The organism is Microbacterium lacus (assembly GCF_039531105.1).
GTDB classification, from domain to species: Bacteria; Actinomycetota; Actinomycetes; order Actinomycetales; family Microbacteriaceae; genus Microbacterium; species Microbacterium lacus.
On record NZ_BAAAPK010000001.1, the window covers coordinates 1,502,955 to 1,522,259 of the forward strand.

The 19,305-nt window shown below is 65.7% G+C and carries 13 protein-coding genes and 3 rRNA genes; 14 read left to right on the forward strand and 2 right to left on the reverse strand.

The genetic code is table 11. The annotated features are described in order from the left end of the window. Positions 1-8: 8 nt before the first annotated feature. Positions 9-611 (reverse strand): DNA-binding protein, encoded by a 603-nt coding sequence (locus ABD197_RS07035; RefSeq protein ID WP_344052985.1) that lies wholly within the window; start codon positions 609-611, stop codon positions 9-11. Between the two features lie 169 nt (positions 612-780). Between ABD197_RS07035 and tyrS the strand changes: the two genes are divergently transcribed. Then, complete coding sequence (gene tyrS, locus ABD197_RS07040) at positions 781-2,082, forward strand: tyrosine--tRNA ligase (RefSeq protein ID WP_344052987.1); 1,302 nt, start codon at positions 781-783, stop codon at positions 2,080-2,082. A gap of 10 nt (positions 2,083-2,092) precedes the next feature. Then, positions 2,093-2,902 carry a DUF4184 family protein gene (locus ABD197_RS07045; RefSeq protein ID WP_344052989.1) on the forward strand — a complete coding sequence of 270 codons (810 nt, stop codon included), beginning with the start codon at positions 2,093-2,095 and terminating at the stop codon, positions 2,900-2,902. Here ABD197_RS07045 and ABD197_RS07050 read toward each other — a convergent pair. Then, entirely contained in the window at positions 2,895-4,286 is a 1,392-nt protein-coding gene (locus ABD197_RS07050; protein ID WP_344052991.1) for a CoA transferase, read from the reverse strand. The two genes, ABD197_RS07045 and ABD197_RS07050, sit on opposite strands and share 8 nt — an antisense overlap. Positions 4,287-4,946: 660 nt before the next feature. Here ABD197_RS07050 and ABD197_RS07055 point away from each other — a divergent pair. The 12 genes from ABD197_RS07055 to xerD all read left to right on the forward strand — a co-directional run bounded on the left by ABD197_RS07055 (position 4,947) and on the right by xerD (position 19,221). Next, positions 4,947-6,468 (forward strand): 16S ribosomal RNA (locus ABD197_RS07055). 405 nt (positions 6,469-6,873) lie between these two features. Next, a 23S ribosomal RNA gene (locus tag ABD197_RS07060) occupies positions 6,874-9,977 on the forward strand. 101 nt (positions 9,978-10,078) lie between these two features. Then, positions 10,079-10,195 (forward strand): 5S ribosomal RNA (gene rrf, locus ABD197_RS07065). Together the 16S, 23S and 5S rRNA genes form the textbook arrangement of a ribosomal RNA operon. Positions 10,196-10,269: 74 nt before the next feature. Then, on the forward strand, positions 10,270-11,316 hold the full coding sequence (locus tag ABD197_RS07070; protein ID WP_344052993.1) for a tetratricopeptide repeat protein: 1,047 nt from the start codon (positions 10,270-10,272) through the stop codon (positions 11,314-11,316). Continuing rightward, entirely contained in the window at positions 11,316-12,353 is a 1,038-nt protein-coding gene (locus tag ABD197_RS07075; RefSeq protein ID WP_344052995.1) for an HAD-IIA family hydrolase, read from the forward strand. Before ABD197_RS07070 ends, ABD197_RS07075 begins: the two co-directional genes overlap by 1 nt. A 39-nt stretch (positions 12,354-12,392) precedes the next feature. Beyond that, positions 12,393-12,557, forward strand: coding sequence for a hypothetical protein (locus ABD197_RS07080; RefSeq protein ID WP_344052996.1), 165 nt, complete (start codon positions 12,393-12,395; stop codon positions 12,555-12,557). Beyond that, positions 12,554-13,369, forward strand: a complete 816-nt coding sequence (locus ABD197_RS07085; RefSeq protein ID WP_344052998.1) for a TlyA family RNA methyltransferase — start codon at positions 12,554-12,556, stop codon at positions 13,367-13,369. The genes ABD197_RS07080 and ABD197_RS07085 overlap by 4 nt, the downstream gene beginning before the upstream one ends. Next, positions 13,366-14,310 carry an NAD kinase gene (locus ABD197_RS07090; RefSeq protein WP_344053000.1) on the forward strand — a complete coding sequence of 315 codons (945 nt, stop codon included), beginning with the start codon at positions 13,366-13,368 and terminating at the stop codon, positions 14,308-14,310. Before ABD197_RS07085 ends, ABD197_RS07090 begins: the two co-directional genes overlap by 4 nt. Further along, a complete protein-coding gene (gene recN / locus ABD197_RS07095; protein ID WP_344053002.1) occupies positions 14,307-15,998 on the forward strand; it encodes a DNA repair protein RecN in 1,692 nt (563 codons plus the stop codon). Before ABD197_RS07090 ends, recN begins: the two co-directional genes overlap by 4 nt. Before the next feature lie 14 nt (positions 15,999-16,012). Beyond that, complete coding sequence (gene pyrG / locus ABD197_RS07100) at positions 16,013-17,716, forward strand: CTP synthase (protein ID WP_344053004.1); 1,704 nt, start codon at positions 16,013-16,015, stop codon at positions 17,714-17,716. Next, positions 17,709-18,296, forward strand: a complete 588-nt coding sequence (locus tag ABD197_RS07105) for an NUDIX domain-containing protein (protein WP_344053006.1) — start codon at positions 17,709-17,711, stop codon at positions 18,294-18,296. The genes pyrG and ABD197_RS07105 overlap by 8 nt, the downstream gene beginning before the upstream one ends. Before the next feature lies 1 nt (position 18,297). Further along, entirely contained in the window at positions 18,298-19,221 is a 924-nt protein-coding gene (gene xerD / locus ABD197_RS07110) for a site-specific tyrosine recombinase XerD (protein WP_344053008.1), read from the forward strand. The last annotated feature ends 84 nt before the right edge of the window (positions 19,222-19,305 follow it).

Genomic DNA, 19,305 nt, shown 5'->3' on the forward strand with positions numbered 1-19,305 from the left:
TCAGTCTTTCACGGGCGTCCGACGCCGTTGAGGCGATCCAGCACCCGGGCGAGCGCCGGCACCGCAGCCTCGTCGGCCCGGAGGCCGGCGGCCCGCGCACGCAGACTGACGGCGGTCTCGCTGATACCGAGCCGCGCCGCGATGTCCTTCTGGCTCTCGCCTGCCGCCAGATGATCGAAGACCTCCCAGCCCGGGCCGGTGCGCCTGGAGCGCAGCTCGAGCAGGAGCCGGATCAGCGCCTCCGCGTCTTCCGCCGCGGAGGGCTCCGCGCCGACCAGCGCGAAGCGGCTCGGCGCGGCCTTCGCCCGTTCGACCGCGGCACGGGCGTGGATGAACGCCTCTCCGCGGGCCGCCCTGATCTCCGTGCCCCGCTCCTCCTCCATGCCGCCGACGCCGACACCGACGGCCCACTCCTCGGTGCGCACGAGGTGCAGGATGATCTCCAGCGCCGTGCGCCCGTCTTCCGTGGCCACCTGGATCTCGTCCCCGGCGTTGCGGTCGGGGGCGAACGGAAGGCGATCGCCTCCGATGATCGAGATCTGCTGCAGGGCCGCGGGCACGAGGTCTTCACTCGAGCGGCTGCCGCGCTGATCGGCGGTGATGACGATCATCTGAGCCTCCTCACCTGGGTTTGCCTTCAGGCTTAATCATCGCACGATTAAGCGTGAAAGCATATGGATCGCCCACACCCGAGGACTGAAGTCTCCAGGCATCATCACATGCCGGGTAAGCCGTCAGGCTCGGATCGGGCGGACAGACGGCGCTGATAGCCTCGAACGCGTGTCTTCCGCTCTGAACCCGAGCGCGCCCGCCATCGATCCGTCGTTCGAGAACGTCTGGGACGAGCTGGTCTGGCGCGGTCTCGTCCACGTCTCGACCGACCAGGCAGCACTGCGCGAACTCCTCGCCGGACCGCCGATCGTCTACTACTGCGGATTCGACCCCACCGCACCGAGCCTGCACCTCGGAAACCTCGTCCAGCTGCTCACGATGCGCCGCATCCAGCTCGCCGGCCACCGACCCCTCGGCCTCGTGGGCGGATCGACCGGACTGGTGGGGGACCCGCGGCCGTCCGCGGAGCGGACGCTGAACACCAAGGAGACCGTCGCGGAGTGGGTCGGCTACCTCCGCACTCAGATCGAGCGCTTCCTGAGCTTCGACGGCGACAACGGCGCCCGCATCGTCAACAATCTCGACTGGACCGCTCCGCTCAGTGCGATCGACTTCCTGCGTGACATCGGCAAGCACTACCGCGTGGGCACGATGCTCAAGAAGGATGCCGTCAGCGCGCGCCTGAACTCGGATGAGGGCATCAGCTACACCGAGTTCAGCTATCAGATCCTGCAGGGCCTGGACTACCGGGAGCTCTACCTGCAGTACGGCTGCGTCCTGCAGACCGGGGGCAGCGACCAGTGGGGCAATCTCACCAGCGGTGTCGACCTGATCCACCGCGCCGAAGGCACGAGCGTCCACGCGATCGGCACTCCGCTGATCACCAACAGCGACGGCCGCAAGTTCGGCAAGAGTGAGGGCAACGCGATCTGGCTGGATCCCGTGCTGACCAGCCCGTACGCGATGTACCAGTTCTGGCTCAACACCGACGATGCGGACGTCGCCGATCGCCTGAAGGTCTTCACGTTCCTCACACGCGCCGAGATCGAGGAGGTCGCGGCCGCACACGCCGCCGAGCCGTTCCGGCGCATCGGTCAGAAGCGCGTGGCGCTCGAGGTGACCTCTCTCGTGCACGGCGAAGCCGCTGCCGCCGCCGCGATCGCCGCCTCTGAAGCCCTCTTCGGCCATGGAGATCTCCGTTCGTTGGATGCCGCGACCTTGGCCAGCGCACTGCGCGAGCTCCCGCACGCGAAGCTGCCCAAGGGCACACCGATCGCGACCGCCCTGGTGGAGACCGGTCTGGTGGCTAGCCTGAGCGAAGCCAGGCGCGCGATCGCGCAGGGGGGAGTCTCGATCGACGGCGTCAAGGTCGACGATGACACCGCGACCGTGGACGGATCGCTCCCGGGGGGCGTGTCGGTGCTCCGGCGCGGGAAGAAGACGCTCGCGGGCGTCTTCGCCGGCGACTGACCACCTGCGGATGCCCTTCACGCCCAGCCATGCCGTCGTCGCGCTGCCGTTCGTGCGGACACCGCTCGTTCCGGCGGCGGTCGCGATCGGCGCGATGACGCCGGACGCCCCGCTGTTCGTGCGCGCGCTCCCGCTGTCCTACGGCATCACGCACGACCCGGCCTGGCTTCCCGCGACGCTGCTCCTCGCGCTCGTCCTCCTGCTGATCTGGCGGTGCGTCCTGCGACCGGCGGTGCGCGAACTCGCGCCGGGCCCGCTCGCGCGTCGACTGCCGGGGGAGTGGGACGCGGGAGCCGGCCCGGCGCTGCGTGAGACCTTCGACGCGGCCGGGTCGCGGTGGCGCGGCATCCTGCTCCTGGTGGCCTCTCTCGCGATCGGCGTGCTCAGCCACATCGCGTGGGACGTGTTCACCCACGAGGGCCGGTGGGGCGTGCTTCTGGTGCCCGCTCTCGACGAGCAATGGGGTCCGCTCACCGGATACAAGTGGCTCCAGCACGGGTCTTCCGCGGGCGGTCTGCTCATCCTCGGGGTGTGGGCCGTGTTCTGGCTGCGCCGTCGCCCGGCGACCGTCGGACCTGAGGCCGTCCTCCCGGCAGCCGTGCGCATCGGCTGGCTCGCCGGCCTTCCGGTGATCCTCGGCGCGGCATGGTTGATCGGGCTCGCCGTCTACGGACCGATCACCGCCGAATGGACGCTCGCGCACCTGGCCTACCGGGTGCTTCCGCCGGCGTGCGCGGTGTGGGGCGCGGCGACGGTCGTGCTCGCGGTCGCCGTGCAGATCCTGCGGTCGCGGCAGGATCGTCGCACGCGAGTCAGCTAGACCACTCGGGCGCGTCCCGCCCCCAGCGGCGCGGCGACGCGAAGCGATCGGGTCCACCCGGATACGACACAGCGGGGCCGACCGTGGTCACCGACATCCCGTCGAGGTCGAACCGCTGCAGGTGCGGCGCAGGATCGGGCGCCGAAACCTCGGGCGGGACGGGCTCGCGCGGCATCCCGAGCAGCTCGGCGGCGACCCGCCGAAGAGAGACCTCGACGATCCACGCGCCGCCCTCGGTGCGACGCCGACGCAACGCCGTCAGGGTGCCGGCGGCGAGCAGGTACGCCGCGCTGTGGTCCAGTGCCTGCGCGGGCAGCGCACCGGGAGTGTCGCCGTCCGCCGACTCGATCCACGCGATCCCGCTCGCCGCCTGGACGAGGCTGTCGAATCCACGGCGATCCGCCGCTCGATCGTCCACGCCCGATTCATCGGTGCCCCACGCGGTCAGGCGCGCCACGACAAGACCGGGATGACGTGCGACGAGAGCCGGCGGATCCCACCCGAGACGCTCGAGCGAGCGCGCACGGTACCCCGTGACGACGACGTCCGCAGAGGCGAGAAGACGCTCGAGCGTCCCGCGGCCCGATGTCGATCGCATGTCCAGCAGCGCGGATCGCTTGCCGTGACCGGTGTCGAGGTGGACCCACTCCGTTTCAGGAAGGAAGGGCGGGTCGATCCGCAGCACGTCGGCCCCGAGGAGGGCGAGGGTACGCGCGGCGATCGGCCCCGCGATCACGCGCGTGAGGTCGAGCACGCGGATGCCGCGCAGGGGCGCCCCTACCGGGGCGGGAGGCGCCGGCAGACGCGGCGAGTCGGTCACGCGCCGCAAGGACACGAGTGGGTCCCGGCGACGGATCTCGTCCGAATGCGGATCCTCCGCGCGGACGGCGACGCACAGCCCGCCGGCGACATCGGCTGCGCTCTCCGCGACATCGGTGGCGAGTTCCCCGAGTGCGTCCGCGAGTTCGGCGCGCCCCGCGGTCGCGGGCAGACCGAATGCTCGGCGGAGCGCCTCGGCGTGATGCGCGTAATTCGCGTGCGTGCGCACCCACCCGTCGCGCGTGCGGAAGAAGCCGGACATCTCCGCCCACACCGAGACGGCCCTGTCGTCGATACGCACGTGGCGCTCGCTCGTGAAAGCGAGCGCGATCCGCGCCGGGTCCGGAGAAGCGACCGTCGCGCCGACGAGATCGCCTGCCGCACGGGCTGCCGCCGTCACACTCGCCCAGGCGAGGGCGTCGACGCGCGTGCGGGCCGGGAGGGGAACGACATGCGCGGGTGGCGGATCGGACGGGCCGGCGTCCGCGCCGAGGTCGCGACGCACACGGGCGAGCATGTCCTGCGCCGAGTGGGACGGAGTCGGCTGGGGCGGAGCGGGAGTCATGACGGCAGGCTACGCCCGCGGGATTCCGCGCGACACGCCCGGGATACGGGCTGGATTTGCCACACGTGCGGTGGCCACGTAACTTATTACTTGTTCGCCCCACAGGGAAGCGGAGAGGCCGAGAAGCCTTACCCCCCTCAAGCGGAGAACCACCCCCCATCACAGAGAGACTCATTGAGTCTCTTCACCTCCGGGTCTATGATGAGGGATCCCACTCCTCGAAGCTGCGAAGAGTGCTGCGTGCCGACGCCGAAAGGTTCGGAACGAAGCCGATTTGACACGCTGACGGAGAGGGATAAGATAGAGAAGTTGCCCAGCGGGCCGGCTCACACGCCGAGACGCAGGGCCGCCGATCTAGCTTCGTGAGATGTCGTCACTGACAGCTGCTTCCGACTTCGGAACATGCCGATTTGACAGACGAACTACGAAGTGTAAGATAGAGAAGTTGCCCTGCCGGGCCAGCCGAGAGGTTGGAAGCAGGAGCATCCGATCCTTGAGAACTCAACAGCGTGCACTTGTCAAATGCCAAAAAACCTCGCGGTCAGCTTGTCTGGCCGATGAGATTCTTTTGAGATTAAACGAGATGTCAGCAATGACATCCGATCGTCAGATCAAACTCGCTCGGTGCGACCCATTCCGGTCTCATCGCAGCAAAATTCTTTTACGGAGAGTTTGATCCTGGCTCAGGATGAACGCTGGCGGCGTGCTTAACACATGCAAGTCGAACGGTGAAAGAGAGCTTGCTCTCTGGATCAGTGGCGAACGGGTGAGTAACACGTGAGCAATCTGCCCCTGACTCTGGGATAAGCGCTGGAAACGGCGTCTAATACCGGATACGAGCTGCGAAGGCATCTTCAGCAGCTGGAAAGAACTTCGGTCAGGGATGAGCTCGCGGCCTATCAGCTAGTTGGTGAGGTAATGGCTCACCAAGGCGTCGACGGGTAGCCGGCCTGAGAGGGTGACCGGCCACACTGGGACTGAGACACGGCCCAGACTCCTACGGGAGGCAGCAGTGGGGAATATTGCACAATGGGCGCAAGCCTGATGCAGCAACGCCGCGTGAGGGACGACGGCCTTCGGGTTGTAAACCTCTTTTAGCAGGGAAGAAGCGAAAGTGACGGTACCTGCAGAAAAAGCACCGGCTAACTACGTGCCAGCAGCCGCGGTAATACGTAGGGTGCAAGCGTTATCCGGAATTATTGGGCGTAAAGAGCTCGTAGGCGGTTTGTCGCGTCTGCTGTGAAAACTGGGGGCTCAACCCCCAGCCTGCAGTGGGTACGGGCAGACTAGAGTGCGGTAGGGGAGATTGGAATTCCTGGTGTAGCGGTGGAATGCGCAGATATCAGGAGGAACACCGATGGCGAAGGCAGATCTCTGGGCCGTAACTGACGCTGAGGAGCGAAAGGGTGGGGAGCAAACAGGCTTAGATACCCTGGTAGTCCACCCCGTAAACGTTGGGAACTAGTTGTGGGGTCCATTCCACGGATTCCGTGACGCAGCTAACGCATTAAGTTCCCCGCCTGGGGAGTACGGCCGCAAGGCTAAAACTCAAAGGAATTGACGGGGACCCGCACAAGCGGCGGAGCATGCGGATTAATTCGATGCAACGCGAAGAACCTTACCAAGGCTTGACATATACGAGAACGGGCCAGAAATGGTCAACTCTTTGGACACTCGTAAACAGGTGGTGCATGGTTGTCGTCAGCTCGTGTCGTGAGATGTTGGGTTAAGTCCCGCAACGAGCGCAACCCTCGTTCTATGTTGCCAGCACGTAATGGTGGGAACTCATGGGATACTGCCGGGGTCAACTCGGAGGAAGGTGGGGATGACGTCAAATCATCATGCCCCTTATGTCTTGGGCTTCACGCATGCTACAATGGCCGGTACAAAGGGCTGCAATACCGTAAGGTGGAGCGAATCCCAAAAAGCCGGTCCCAGTTCGGATTGAGGTCTGCAACTCGACCTCATGAAGTCGGAGTCGCTAGTAATCGCAGATCAGCAACGCTGCGGTGAATACGTTCCCGGGTCTTGTACACACCGCCCGTCAAGTCATGAAAGTCGGTAACACCTGAAGCCGGTGGCCCAACCCTTGTGGAGGGAGCCGTCGAAGGTGGGATCGGTAATTAGGACTAAGTCGTAACAAGGTAGCCGTACCGGAAGGTGCGGCTGGATCACCTCCTTTCTAAGGAGCATCTGGCACTCTTCGGAGCGTCCAGGCGCCGGATCTGAGCGAATGTCTCAGCCGGTAGCTCATGGGTGGAACATTTGACACGGTGCGGAGGACGAAGTTCCTCACTCAGTACGCTGCTTGCAGCTGGAAAGGTGAGATTCATCAGAGACCGCACATGCACGCTGTTGGGTCCTGAGGGACCGGATGCGCTTCGGCGCAACCCATCCTCAGGACCTTTTCTGATGCCGGCAGTGCTGGCAGCGGGGAAGGTACCGCCCGTACTTTGAGAACTACACAGTGGACGCGAGCATCTTCGAGACGACTTCGGTCGTCTCGTAATAGATGATCTTAAAGATCATTAGTCAATTTCATGTCGGACTTTCGAGTCCGATGTCGATTCTGATAAAACTCATGTGATTTCAAGTCTTTAAGAGCAAACGGTGGATGCCTTGGCATCTGGAGCCGAAGAAGGACGTAGCAATCTGCGATAAGCCTCGGGGAGTGGATAAGCACACTTTGATCCGAGGGTGTCCGAATGGGGAAACCCCGCTGGGCGGCGTGCCGACCCAGTGACTCCCGCCTGAATATATAGGGCGGGTAGAGGGAACGTGGGGAAGTGAAACATCTCAGTACCCACAGGAAGAGAAAGCAACCGCGATTCCGTTAGTAGTGGCGAGCGAAACCGGAACAGGCTAAACCGAGTACGTGTGATATCCGGCAGGAGTTGCGTATTCGGGGTTGTGGGACTTTTCAGGTTGCTCTGCCGAGCAGCCGGCGTTACAAGAAGGTATAGACGAACTGGATTGAAAGCCAGGTCATAGAGGGTGCGAACCCCGTAGTCGAAATGCCTCCCTTGGCGCGAAGAGTATCCCAAGTAGCACGGGGCCCGAGAAATCCCGTGTGAATCTGTCAGGACCACCTGATAAGCCTAAATACTCCCAGATGACCGATAGCGGACAAGTACCGTGAGGGAAAGGTGAAAAGTACCCCGGGAGGGGAGTGAAATAGTACCTGAAACCGTTTGCTTACAAACCGTTGGAGCCTCCTTAGTAGGGGTGACAGCGTGCCTTTTGAAGAATGAGCCTGCGAGTTAGCGATATGTGGCGAGGTTAACCCGAGTGGGGTAGCCGTAGCGAAAGCGAGTCTGAATAGGGCGATTCAGTCGCATGTCCTAGACCCGAAGCGAAGTGATCTATCCATGGCCAGGTTGAAGCGACGGTAAGACGTCGTGGAGGACCGAACCCACTTAGGTTGAAAACTGAGGGGATGAGCTGTGGATAGGGGTGAAAGGCCAATCAAACTTCGTGATAGCTGGTTCTCTCCGAAATGCATTTAGGTGCAGCGTTGCGTGTTTCTTGCCGGAGGTAGAGCTACTGGATGGCCGATGGGCCCTACAAGGTTACTGACGTCAGCCAAACTCCGAATGCCGGTAAGTGAGAGCGCAGCAGTGAGACTGTGGGGGATAAGCTTCATAGTCGAGAGGGAAACAACCCAGACCACCAACTAAGGTCCCAAAGCGCGTGCTAAGTGGGAAAGGATGTGGAGTTGCCTTGACAACCAGGAGGTTGGCTTAGAAGCAGCCACCCTTGAAAGAGTGCGTAATAGCTCACTGGTCAAGTGATTCCGCGCCGACAATGTAACGGGGCTCAAGCACGCCACCGAAGTTGTGGCATTGACATTATTGGTAGGCCTTCGTGGTCCAGCCGTGTTGATGGGTAGGAGAGCGTCGTGTGGCCAGCGAAGCGGCGGTGTGAACCAGCCGTGGAGGCTACACGAGTGAGAATGCAGGCATGAGTAGCGAAAGACGTGTGAGAAACACGTCCTCCGAAAGACCAAGGGTTCCAGGGTCAAGCTAATCTTCCCTGGGTAAGTCGGGACCTAAGGCGAGGCCGACAGGCGTAGTCGATGGACAACGGGTTGATATTCCCGTACCGGCGAAGAACCGCCCAAACCAATCCAGTAATGCTAAGTGTCTGAATCCCAATGACCGATCCCTTCGGGGTGACGCTTTGGGCCTAGCACACGACCCTATGCTGAGGCGGTTAGCGTATTAACAGGTGTGACGCAGGAAGGTAGCCCAAGCCAGGCGATGGTTGTCCTGGTGCAAGTGCGTAGGCCGAGTGATAGGCAAATCCGTCACTCATACAGGCTGAGACACGATGCGGATAAAAAGTGGGTGATCCTATGCTGCCAAGAAAAGCATCGACGCGAGGTTCTAGCTGCCCGTACCCCAAACCGACTCAGGTGGTCAGGTAGAGAATACCAAGGAGATCGAGAGAATCGTGGTTAAGGAACTCGGCAAAATGCCCCCGTAACTTCGGGAGAAGGGGGGCCTTCGACGTATTAGGACTTGCTCCGAAAGCGTTTGGAGGCCGCAGAGACTAGTGGGTAGCGACTGTTTACTAAAAACACAGGTCCGTGCCAAGTCGCAAGACGATGTATACGGACTGACGCCTGCCCGGTGCTGGAAGGTTAAGAGGACCGGTTAGCCGCAAGGCGAAGCTGAGAATTTAAGCCCCAGTAAACGGCGGTGGTAACTATAACCATCCTAAGGTAGCGAAATTCCTTGTCGGGTAAGTTCCGACCTGCACGAATGGCGTAACGACTTCCCAACTGTCTCAACCGCGAACTCGGCGAAATTGCATTACGAGTAAAGATGCTCGTTACGCGCAGCAGGACGGAAAGACCCCGTGACCTTTACTATAGTTTGGTATTGGTGTTCGGTGTGGCTTGTGTAGGATAGGTGGGAGACTTTGAAGCATGGACGCCAGTTCATGTGGAGTCATTGTTGAAATACCACTCTGGTCACTCTGGATATCTAACTTAGAACCGTAATCCGGTTCAGGGACAGTGCCTGATGGGTAGTTTAACTGGGGCGGTTGCCTCCCAAAAAGTAACGGAGGCGCCCAAAGGTTCCCTCAACCTGGTTGGCAATCAGGTGGCGAGTGTAAGTGCACAAGGGAGCTTGACTGTGAGACTGACAGGTCGAGCAGGGACGAAAGTCGGGACTAGTGATCCGGCAGTGGCTTGTGGAAGCGCTGTCGCTCAACGGATAAAAGGTACCTCGGGGATAACAGGCTGATCTTGCCCAAGAGTCCATATCGACGGCATGGTTTGGCACCTCGATGTCGGCTCGTCGCATCCTGGGGCTGGAGTAGGTCCCAAGGGTTGGGCTGTTCGCCCATTAAAGCGGTACGCGAGCTGGGTTTAGAACGTCGTGAGACAGTTCGGTCCCTATCCGCTGCGCGCGCAGGAAATTTGAGAGGATCTGACCCTAGTACGAGAGGACCGGGTTGGACGAACCTCTGGTGTGTCAGTTGTTCCGCCAGGAGCACCGCTGATTAGCTACGTTCGGGATGGATAACCGCTGAAAGCATCTAAGCGGGAAGCCGGCCTCAAGATGAGATTTCCATGCCTTAGGGCGAGAGGCTCCCAGCCAGATTACTGGGTTGATAGGCCAGATGTGTAAGCGTGGCAACACGTGTAGCTGACTGGTACTAATAAGCCGATGACTTGATAACACACCGTTTTTGGTGCTTGCGTCCACTGAGTGGTTCTCGATGTACGGTCGAGAACCGCATGACAATGACTTTGTTATGCAGACTTGAAACATCAATAGTGTTTCGGCGGCCATAGCGTGAGGGAAACGCCCGGTTACATTCCGAACCCGGAAGCTAAGCCTCACAGCGCCGATGGTACTGCAGGGGGGACCCTGTGGGAGAGTAGGACACCGCCGGACTTCTTTCGTGAAAGGGCCACCCATCGTTGGGTGGCCTTTTCTCGTTAACACGCCGATTTCGTGAGGATCACACCATGGCAGACGACGATCCGACACCGCGCCGTGCCCACGCCGGCGAGAAGAAGCCGTACGCGAAGCGCGATGGTGAGAAGAAGCCGTACGCGAAGCGGGACGGTGAGAAGAAGCCGTACGCGAAGCGGGACGGTGAGAAGAAGCCGTACGCGAAGCGGGACGGTGAGAGGAAGCCGTACGCGAAGCGCGACGGTGAGAAGAAGCCGTACACCCCGCGCGACGGGAGTGCGCGACCCCCGCGCGGCGGCAGCGGACGGGACGGTCAGCGCGATGCGCGCAGGGATGAGCGCCAGTCGCGTCCGGACGAGTTGCGTTCTGTGCGGTCCGCCTTCGACGAGCCGGCGCTGCCGGCCGAGATCACTGCTTCGTCGCTGAACGCCGCGGCGCGCAATCAGCTGAAGACGCTGAGCAAGGAGAACGCGGAGGACGTCGCCCGTCACCTGGCGATGGCGGCGGAACTCATCGACAGTGATCCCGAGCTCGCCCATCGCCATGCGATCGCCGCGACGCGGCGTGCCGGTCGCATCGGCATCGTCCGCGAGACCGCCGCGATCACGGCATACGCGATCGGCGACTACGCGCTCGCTTTGCGTGAGCTGCGCACCTATCGGCGCATTTCCGGCAGCGACGACCAGATCGCGCTGATGGTCGACAGCGAACGCGGTGTCGGTCGACCCGACCGCGCCCTCGAGGTGGGCCGTGCCGTGGATCGCGGCTCCCTGCCCGCCGGTGTCCGTGTCGAACTCGCGATCGCCATGTCCGGGGCGCGCCTGGATCTGGGTGAGACCGAGCGCGCGCTCCAGGAACTCGACATCCCCGAACTGGATCCGAACCGCGCGTTCGAATGGAGTCCGGGTCTTTTCGCCGCGCGCGCCACCGTGCTGGAGGAACTCGGTCGAGCCGAAGAGGCGGAACAGTGGCGCACGCGCGCGGAGATCGCCGAGCAGGCTCTGCGCGCCGCCAGCGGCGAAGACGATCTCGAAGTCATCGAGATCGAGGAGATCTTCGAGGACCCCGGGGCCGCAGAGGAGCCCGAGGGGGAGCGCTGATGGGTCTGTTCTCCCGCAGGTCGTCGTCCCGCGTGTTGCTGGACGGGGTCGATGTCATCCTCGCCGACCTCGACGGTGTGGTCTACGCCGGGCCGGGAGCGATCCCGCACGCGGTGGAGAGCCTGAACGCGAGCCGTGACGGTCGCCGGCTCGGATACATCACGAACAACGCTTCCCGCACGGACGCGTCGGTGGCCGGACACCTGAGCGACCTCGGCCTGCCGACGAGTCCGGAGGAGGTCGTCACGAGTCCGCAGGCGGCCATGCGTCTCCTCGCGACGAAGATCGCACCGGGCGCCACGGTTCTGGTCGTCGGCGGAGACGGGCTCGTCCATGAGCTCGAGAAGGCGGGCTTCGTCGTGACACGAAGCGTCGATGACGCGCCCGCGGCGGTCGTGCAAGGTTTCGCGCCGGAGGTCGGGTGGTCGCAGCTCGCCGAGGCCGCGTACGCGCTCGCGCTGCCGGAGGACGAGGGTGGGATCCCCTGGATCGCCACGAACACCGACTGGACGATTCCGCAGGCCCGAGGCATCGCTCCGGGCAACGGCACACTCGTCTCCGCGGTGCACACGGCGGTCGGGCGTCTGGCGACGGTCGCCGGAAAGCCGGAGACTCCGATTTTCGAAGAGGCCGTCGCGCGTTTCGGGGCTCGGAACCCGCTGTTCCTCGGCGATCGGCTGGACACCGACATCCTCGGCGCCAATCGTGCCGGCATCCGCTCTGCGCTCGTGTTGACCGGCATCGACCGCCCGAAGCACGTGCTCGCGGCGCCGTCGGGCTCCCAGCCGACCTTCATCCTCGAGGATCTGCGCGACCTTCATGAGCCGTATCCCGAGGCCGAAGTGGCGGGCGGCGTCGTCGCGGTCCGCGGGGCGCGCGTGCGCATAGACGGACCTGATGTCGTCATCCTCGACGAAGGAGAGCGCCCCATCGATCTCCTCCGCGCCGGCGCGAAGGCGATCTGGGACACCGGCCGGGCGATCTACGGCTTCCGCGTGCCCGAACGCCTGTACGCCGATCCGTTCCATCGCCGGTGAGGTCGACGGTATCTGCGCATCGCCACGTATCCTGAGGTGATGGACCACACCGCGCGGGGCGAGCAGGAACACCTCGATCTCCTCTCGACCCTCGAGGTGATCGAAGCGCAGCCGCTCTCCAGCCGGGCCGAAGGGTATCTGGGTGTGCACGACGCCCTCGCGCGGCGACTGGAATCAGGTCCGTCCGGCATCTCTTCTTCATGACGAGTCGCCTCGACACCGCCCTGGCTGAGCGTGGTCTCGCGAGATCGCGCACGCACGCGGCGACCCTGATCGCGGACGGTCTCGTCACCGTTGACGGGCGACCCGTCGTGAAGCCGTCGACGGCCGTCTCGGCGGACGCCGTGCTCGAAGTCGCGGCGACGGATCACTACGTGAGTAGGGCCGCTCACAAGCTCATCGCCGCGCTCGACACCTTCGGCGTCGCCGTCGTCGGCCGCGTCGCGCTGGACATGGGCGCCTCCACCGGCGGCTTCACCCAGGTTCTTCGTGAGCGGGGCGCGGATCCGGTCATCGCGGTCGACGTCGGTCACGATCAGCTGGCTGCCGTGGTCCGAGACGATCCCGGCGTCGTCGTCGTCGAGGGATTCAACGTCCGCTACATGACGCCCGCTTCGCTCGCGGACGCCAGCGGTGTCGCTGCGGCGCCCGCGGTGATCACGGGCGATCTCTCGTTCATCTCGCTCGCCCACGTCCTCCCCGCCGCGCGCGATGTCGCCGCTGCCGGCGCGGACCTGATTCTGCTGATCAAGCCTCAATTCGAAGCCGGCCGCACGGCGGTGAAAGGCGGGCTCGTCACCGACGCCGCCACGCGGGCCGACGCGGTTGCCGGGGTGTTGTGGTCGGCGTGGGATGCCGGGCTCGGCACGTGCGGCGTGATCGCATCGCCGATCGTCGGCACGCACGGCAACGCGGAGTATCTGGCGCACCTGCGGGCGATGCCGGACGACCTCGGACGCGCGACCAATCCGACAGAATGGTTGAGCACCGTGAATCGATTGACGGGGAGTCAATGACCGACGTCGAACGCAACATCTTGGTCGTCGTGCACGCACGCCGCGACGACACCGTCGTCGCCGCCGAGCGCGTCGTCTCGGCACTGCGCGGTGCGGGTGCCCGACCGGTGCTGTCGGCGGATGACCGCGCCGAACTCGGCGATGCGCTTCCCCTGCTGGGCGACGTGGCGACGCTGGATGTCGACGTGTCCGTCGAGGACATCGAACTGGCCATTGTGCTGGGCGGCGACGGGACGATCCTGCGCGCCGCCGAGCTCGTCCGGGAGGGCACGGCCCCGGTGCTCGGCATCAACATGGGTCATGTCGGTTTCCTCGCCGAAATCGAGCGCGACGACATGGACCTGGCAGTCGCGCGCGTCATCGCACGCGACTACGCCGTCGAAGAGCGGCTCGCCCTCCAGGTCCGCGTCAAGGACTCCGCAGATGCCGTCCTGTACGACACCTGGGCGCTCAACGAGGCCACCGTGGAGAAGGCCAGCCGCGAGCGGATGCTGGAAGTCGTGATCGAGGTCGACGGCAGGCCGCTGTCGTCGTTCGGCTGCGACGGCGTCGTGGTGTCCACACCGACCGGTTCCACTGCCTACAACTTCTCTGCGGGCGGCCCCGTGATCTGGCCGACGGTGCAGGCGATCGCCGTCGTCCCGCTCTCCGCTCACGCCCTTTTCGCCAAGCCCCTCGTGGTGGGGCCCGAGCACGCCGTGGCCATCGAGGTGCTCGAGCGCACGAACGGAACCGGCGTCCTCTGGTGCGACGGGCGGCGTTCGCACGATCTTCCTCCCGGAGCCCGCGTCGTCGTGCGCCGCTCGGAGCGTCCGGTCAGGCTTGCGCGTCTGCATCCGGCGGCGTTCACCGACCGGCTGGTGCGCAAGTTCCGGCTGCCCGTCGAAGGGTGGCGGGGCCCGGCGACGGCGTCGACCGGCCTGATCGGTCAGATTCCGTGATCGAGGAGATGCGACTGCGCGATCTGGGAGTGATCGCCGAGGCGACGCTCCCGATCGGGCCGGGATTCACCGCGATCACCGGAGAGACCGGTGCGGGCAAGACGATGGTCGTCACCGGGCTCGGCCTGCTGCTCGGGCAGCGCGCGGATTCGGGTGCCGTTCGCGGCGGCGCGGGTCAGGCATCGGTCGACGGGGTGTGGATCGTGCCGGATCACGGACCCGTCGCCGACCGTGTGCGCGAGGCCGGCGGTGAGCTGGAGCCGTTGCGTGACGGCATCGCCGAACTGTTCGTGGCCCGGACCATCACCGCCGAGGGCCGCAGCCGCGCGAGCGTGGGCGGCCGCGCCGCGCCCGCCGGGGTGCTGTCGGATCTCGCCGACGAGCTCGTCGTCGTGCACGGGCAGTCCGACCAGTTGCGGCTGCGCACCGCCGCCGCGCAGCGCGACGCGCTGGACCGCTTCGGAGGGGAGCCGATCGGGGCCGCCCTCGCCGCTTACCGCGAGACGTTCGAACACGCCCGCTCCGTCGGTCGCGAACTGCAGGAGCTCGTCGACGAGCGGGACGCGCGTGCACGGGAGGCGGAGGAGCTCCGCGCGGCGATCGCCGAGATCGAGCAGATCTCACCGCAGCCGGGGGAGGACGCCGAGCTCGCCGTCCGCGCGGAACGGCTGGCCAACGCGGAAGAGCTTCGCAGTGCGGCCTCCGCGGCGCACGAGATGCTCTCGGGCGACGGCGACGTGCCTGATGTCGGCATCCTGCTGGCGGAGTGCCGGCGTGCGCTCGAACGGGCGCACGACCCGACGCTGGAGGAGCTCGCCACCCAGGCGGCGGACCTCGGCTACCGTGCGGCGGATCTCGCGCAGTCGCTCTCCGGCTTCCTCGCCGACCTCGATGATGCCGGGCCGCACGAGTTGGCCGCGGTCCAGGAACGCCGCGCCGATCTCGGCACGCTCGTGCGCGTTCACGGTTCGGTGGATGCCGCGATCGGACTCCTCGAAAGCGGTTCGGCGCGCCTCGTCGAGCTCGACGACGACGGTGCGCGCATCGACCGGCTCACGCAGGAGCGCGATGCCGCGGCATCCCTCCTCGACGAACGTGCCGCCGCGCTGACGACGGCACGCATCACGGCCGCGGAGACGCTCGGGGCCGCCGTCACCGAAGAGCTGCACGCCCTCGCGATGCCCGATGCGCGCGTCGTGGTCGCCGTCTCCCCAGGAGCGGAATCCGCGAGCGGGCGCGACGACATCTCGATCCTGCTCGCCCCGCATCCGGGAGCCGATCCTCGCCCGATCGCGAAGAGCGCTTCCGGCGGCGAGCTCAGCCGCGTCATGCTGGCGATCGAGGTCGTGATCGCCGGCGTCGACCCCGTCCCGACGTTCGTCTTCGACGAAGTGGATGCCGGCATCGGCGGCGCGGCGGCGATCGAGGTCGGGCGGCGTCTGCAGCGCCTTGCCCGCTCCTCCCAGGTGATCGCTGTCACGCACCTCGCCCAGGTCGCGGCGTTCGCGAACAACCACCTCTCGGTCGTGAAGGCCCACGACGGCGCGGTCACCGCGTCGGACGTGCGGACGCTGGAGGGCGCCGAACGCGAGGCGGAGATGGCCCGACTGCTGTCGGGGATGCCCGATTCGGATGCCGCGCTGACTCACGCGCGCGAGCTGCTGGGTCTTCGCGCCCAGACTGACTGATAGGATAAAAGCCCGTGGCGGAAACTCATACGGCAGGCATTTCGGACGGCAGCGCGAACGGCACCACTCGGCACATCTTCGTGACCGGCGGTGTCGTTTCTTCGTTGGGCAAGGGTCTCACGGCGGCGAGCCTCGGCAACCTTCTCACCGCCCGTGGGCTGCGGGTGGTCATGCAGAAGCTGGACCCGTATCTGAACGTCGATCCGGGCACGATGAACCCGTTCCAGCACGGCGAGGTCTTCGTGACCGACGACGGTGCCGAGACCGATCTGGACATCGGTCACTACGAGCGCTTCCTCGACATCAACCTCAGCCAGGCGGCGAACGTCACCACCGGGCAGATCTACTCGCAGGTGATCGCCCGCGAGCGCCGCGGCGAATACCTCGGCGACACCGTGCAGGTCATCCCGCACATCACCGACGAGATCAAGCGGCGCATGCGTCTGCAGGCCGACGAGACGCCTCAGCCCGACGTCATCATCACCGAGATCGGCGGCACGGTCGGCGACATCGAGTCGCAGCCGTTCATCGAGTCCGCGCGGCAGATCCGCCACGAGCTCGGCCGCCAGAACGTCTTCTTCGTGCACGTGTCGCTCGTCCCCTTCATGGGTGCGTCCGGTGAGCAGAAGACGAAGCCGACTCAGCACTCCGTCGCCGCGCTGCGTTCGATCGGCATCCAGCCGGACGCCCTCGTGCTGCGCAGCGACCGCCCCGTCACGGAGTCCAACAAGCGCAAGATCGCGCTGATGTGCGACGTCGACGAGGACGCCGTGGTCAACGCCGTGGACGTCCCGAGCATCTACGACATCCCGACGATGCTGCACGAGCAGGGACTGGACGAGTACATCGTCCGCTCGCTCGGGCTGGGCAAGGCCGCCGCGGTGGACTGGTCGCGCTGGGAGCGCGTGCTGCAGGCCGTGCACAACCCGAAGCACGAAGTGACGATCGGTCTCGTCGGCAAGTACATCGACCTCCCGGATGCCTACCTCTCCGTGACCGAGGCGCTCAAGGCCGGCGGCTTCGCGCACGAGACGCACGTCACGATCACCTGGATCCCGTCGGACCAGTGCGAGACCCCCGAAGGCGCCGCGAAGGCACTCAGCGGCGTGGACGGGATCGTCGTCCCCGGCGGGTTCGGCATCCGCGGCATCGAGGGCAAGCTCGGCGCGCTGCGCTTCGCGCGCGAACAGGGCATCCCGACGCTCGGACTGTGCCTCGGATTGCAGTGCATGGTGATCGAGTACGCGCGCCATGTCGCGGGGATCGGTGACGCGTCTTCGACCGAGTTCGATCCGGACACGACGAACCCGGTGATCGCCACGATGGCCGAGCAGGTCGAGATCATCGCCGGGGGAGACCTCGGCGGAACCATGCGTCTCGGCATGTACCCGGCAGAGCTCGCCGAGGGATCGCTCGCCCGTGAGGTGTACGGCGCCTCGCGCGTGGACGAGCGCCACCGACACCGCTACGAGGTCAACAACGCCTACCGCGACGCGCTCTCCAGCGCGGGGCTGTTCTTCTCCGGCCTGTCTCCGGACCGCAACCTCGTCGAGTACGTCGAGCTGCCGCGTGAGGTGCACCCCTACTACATCGCCACCCAGGCCCACCCGGAGCTGCGCTCCCGCCCGACCGACCCGCACCCGCTCTTCCGTGGGCTCGTGGGTGCGGCGCTCGAGCGGCACCGCGCGAGCGAACTTTTCGACGTCGAGAATGACTGACCCGGACCCGACGACGCTCCGGGACGAGCCGGTCGATCCCGAGGTTGTATCGAGCGAGCTGGTGTACTCCGGGCGCGTGTGGGACGTGCGCAGCGACACCGTCCGCTACGGCGACGGCGAGATCGTGCGTCAATACGTCGATCACCCCGGTGCGGCGGCGGTGGTGGCGGTCGACGCGCAGGACCGCGTTCTGCTGATCCAGCAGTACCGCCACCCGATCCGTCACCGTGACTGGGAGATCCCGGCGGGGCTGTTGGACGTGGCGGGGGAGGACCCGCTGCAGGCGGCGCAGCGCGAGCTCGCCGAAGAGGCCGACCTCGCGGCGCAGGACTGGGACCCGCTCGTGAGCGTTTTCACCACTCCCGGCGGCAACGACGAGGTCGTCCATCTCTTCCTGGCCCGCCGGCTCGCTCCGGTCGGCACCGCGCACGCGCGCGAAGAGGAGGAGGCCGACATCCGCACGGAGTGGGTCCCGCTCGATGACGTCGTGACGGGCGTGCTGCACGGGCGGCTGCGTAACGGCATCCTCGCGGTGGGTGTGCTGGCCGCCGCGGAACGACTGCGCCGCTCGGGACACTGACGTGCAGCTCGATCGAGCCGTCGACGCTTACTTGCGCCACGTCTCGATCGAGCGCGGACTGTCCGCGCACACCGCCGCGGCATACCGCAGGGACCTCTCGGGGTACCTGGACTGGCTCGCCGGCCGCGGCATCCGTGATTCGGGCGACGTGACGGCGACCGTTGTGGCCGAGTTCGCCGCCGAGCGCGCGTCCGCCGAGCCGCCCCCGGCGGCGTCGAGCCTCGCGCGCCTGCAGTCCTCCGTCCGGGGCCTGCACCGCTTCCTCGCACGCGAAGGGATCGAGAGCGAGGATCCGACCGGGAGGCTGCGCCCGCCCAAGGCCGGACGGCGGCTGCCGAAGGCGCTCACGGTGGATCAGGTGGAGAGACTCCTCGATGCCGCGGGACCCGCGACCGGCGGGGTCGACGCCGCCGACCTGATCGGGCTGCGCGACCGCGCGCTGCTGGAGCTGCTGTATGCGACCGGGGCCCGCGTGTCCGAGATCGTACAGCTGGACGTGGACGACATGGCTCAGGGTGATGTGGTCCGGCTGCGGGGGAAGGGCTCGAAGGAGCGTATCGTCCCGGTCGGCTCGTATGCGCGGGCGGCTCTCGAGGCCTATCTGACCCGCTCCCGCCCCGAGCTCTCGCGCCGCGGGCGCGCGACCCCGCGGCTGTTCCTCGGCGCACGCGGTGCGCCGCTGTCGCGGCAGAGCGCGTGGCTGGTGATCCAGCACGCCGCCGAGCGCGCCGAGCTGACCGCGCACGTGTCGCCGCACACCCTGCGACACTCCTTCGCGACCCACCTGCTGCAGGGCGGCGCCGACGTGCGCGTCGTGCAGGAGCTCCTCGGTCATGCGTCCGTGGCGACGACGCAGATATACACGCACGTCTCGGTGGACGCGCTGCGCGATGTGTACGCGACATCGCACCCGCGGGCGCGCTGAGCCGCGGCATCCGTTCGCCTCATCGCTAGAATCGACCGAGCACGACGAGAAGGTTGGGAGACCGCGTGGCTGGCAGTGTGACGA